Origin of the sequence: Streptomyces verrucosisporus, assembly GCF_017114865.1 — a bacterium.
Classification (GTDB): Bacteria; Actinomycetota; Actinomycetes; order Streptomycetales; family Streptomycetaceae; genus Streptomyces; species Streptomyces fenghuangensis.
Genome location: NZ_JADEYH010000069.1, coordinates 1 through 1,884, shown reverse-complemented (window position 1 = coordinate 1,884; position 1,884 = coordinate 1). Strand labels below are relative to the sequence as shown.

At 70.6% G+C, this 1,884-nt stretch carries 3 protein-coding genes; 1 reads left to right on the top strand and 2 read right to left on the bottom strand.

The features are described from left to right. Both arsB and IQ279_RS27455 read right to left on the bottom strand, forming a co-directional pair. Positions 1 to 1,085: ACR3 family arsenite efflux transporter (gene arsB, locus IQ279_RS27460; protein ID WP_206352030.1), on the bottom strand; the 1,085-nt coding region annotated here is incomplete at its 3' end. Further along, positions 1,082 to 1,396, bottom strand: coding sequence for an ArsR/SmtB family transcription factor (locus IQ279_RS27455; protein ID WP_206352029.1), 315 nt, complete (start codon positions 1,394 to 1,396; stop codon positions 1,082 to 1,084). The genes IQ279_RS27455 and arsB, both read right to left, overlap by 4 nt. 71 nt (positions 1,397 to 1,467) lie before the next feature. Between IQ279_RS27455 and IQ279_RS27450 the strand changes: the two genes are divergently transcribed. Then, the gene (locus IQ279_RS27450; protein WP_206352028.1) at positions 1,468 to 1,872 is read left to right on the top strand and encodes an arsenate reductase ArsC; all 405 of its coding nucleotides are present in this window, start codon (positions 1,468 to 1,470) and stop codon (positions 1,870 to 1,872) included. Positions 1,873 to 1,884 lie beyond the last annotated feature (12 nt).

Sequence of the window (1,884 nt, the reverse complement as noted above, 5' to 3'; positions counted from 1 at the left end):
GCGGTGAATTTCCTGCGCCGGGCGAGGGCGAGGTGGACCAGGGCGATGAGGACGGGGACCTCGATGAGGGGGCCGACGACGCCGGCCAGGGCCTGGCCGGAGGTGACGCCGAAGGTGGCGATGGCCACCGCGATGGCCAGTTCGAAGTTGTTGCCGGCGGCGGTGAAGGCCAGGGTGGTGGTGCGCTCGTAGGCCAGGCCGATGGCCTTGCCCAGGGCGAAGGTGCCGAAGAACATGAGCGTGAAGTAGACCAGCAGCGGCAGTGCGATGCGGGCGACGTCGAGGGGCTGGGAGGTGATCGTCTTTCCCTGGAGGGCGAAGAGGATCACGATGGTGAACAGCAGCCCGTACAGGGCCCAGGGGCCGATGCGGGGCAGGAACTTCTGTTCGTAGTTCTCGCGGCCCATCCTCTGTTCGCCGAGGCGGCGGGTGAGGTAGCCGGCCAGCAGGGGGATGCCGAGGAAGACGGCGACGTTGGCGGCGATCTCCCAGGCGGAGATGTCCAGGGCGGCGCCGTCGCCCAGGCCGAGCCAGCCGGGCAGCAGGTCGAGGTAGAACCAGCCCAGCAGGCCGAAGGCCAGGACCTGGAAGACGGAGTTCAGCGCGACCAGGACGGCGGCGGCCTCGCGGTCGCCGCGGGCCAGGTCGTTCCAGATGATGACCATGGCGATGCAGCGGGCGAGGCCGACGATGATCAGTCCGGTGCGGTATTCGGGCAGGTCGGGCAGGAAGGTCCAGGCCAGGGCGAACATCACCGCCGGGCCGATGATCCAGTTGACCACCAGGGAGGAGACCATCAGGCGGCGGTCGCCGGTGACGGCGTCCAGGCGGTCGTAGCGGACCTTGGCCAGCACCGGGTACATCATGATCAGCAGGCCGAGGGCGATGGGCAGCGAGATCCCGCCGATCTCGACCCGGCTGAGGGCGTCGTTGAGGCCGGGGACCAGCCGGCCCAGGCCGAGGCCGGCGGCCATGGCGGCCAGGATCCACACCGCCAGGAACCGGTCCAGGGTGGAGAGGCGGGCGACGATGCCGCCGTCCCCGGACGGGCCGGCCGGTGCGGTGGTCTCTTCGGTCGCGGTCACGGGCAGGCCCTTCTCGTTTCGGCGGCGCGGGTGGTGCGGGCGGTGCGGGCCAGTTCGGTGAAGGAGCGGCCCAGGCACTCGATGACGTCGGGGCGCAGCCGGTAGTAGGTGTACCGGCCGCACGGTTCGGTCTCCACGACGCCGGCCTCGCGCAGGACGCGCAGGTGGTTGGAGAGGTTGGTCTGCCTGGCCCCGGTCTCGGCGACCAGGTGGGTGGTGCACAGGGTTTCGGTGGCCAGCAGGGTCACGATGCGCATCCTGAGGGGGTCGGCGAGCACCCGGATCAGGTCAGTGTCGACTGACGTCAGCATGCGCTGATACTGTCACATCAGCCGGAGGTGATACCACCCGGCCTCTTCGACGAGCCGAAAGAAGACCCCGCATGCCCGACAAGCCGTCCGTGCTGTTCGTCTGCGTCCACAACGCCGGCCGCTCCCAGATGGCCGCCGCCTGGCTGACCCACCTGGCCGGCGACCGCGTGGAGGTCCGTTCCGCCGGCTCCGCACCCGCCGACCGGGTCAACCCCGCCGCCGTCCAGGCCATGCGGGAGGCGGGCATCGACATGTCGGCCGAGGTGCCCAAGGTGCTCACCGTCGAGGCCGTCCGGGCCTCCGACTACGTCATCACCATGGGCTGCGGTGACACCTGCCCGGTCTTCCCCGGCAGGAAGTACCTGGACTGGCAGCTGGACGACCCCGCCGGGCAGGGCGTGGAGGCCGTCCGCCCCATCCGCGACGAGATCCGCGCCCGCATCGAGGCCCTGATCACCGAGATCGACGCGCCCTGAGACCGCCCGGGC

Bases quoted from the DNA above. Each gene is read 5' to 3' on its own strand.
- IQ279_RS27455 (WP_206352029.1), bottom strand. From the start codon at position 1,396: ATGCTGACGTCAGTCGACACTGACCTGATCCGGGTGCTCGCCGACCCC.
- IQ279_RS27450 (WP_206352028.1), top strand. From the start codon at position 1,468: ATGCCCGACAAGCCGTCCGTGCTGTTCGTCTGCGTCCACAACGCCGGC.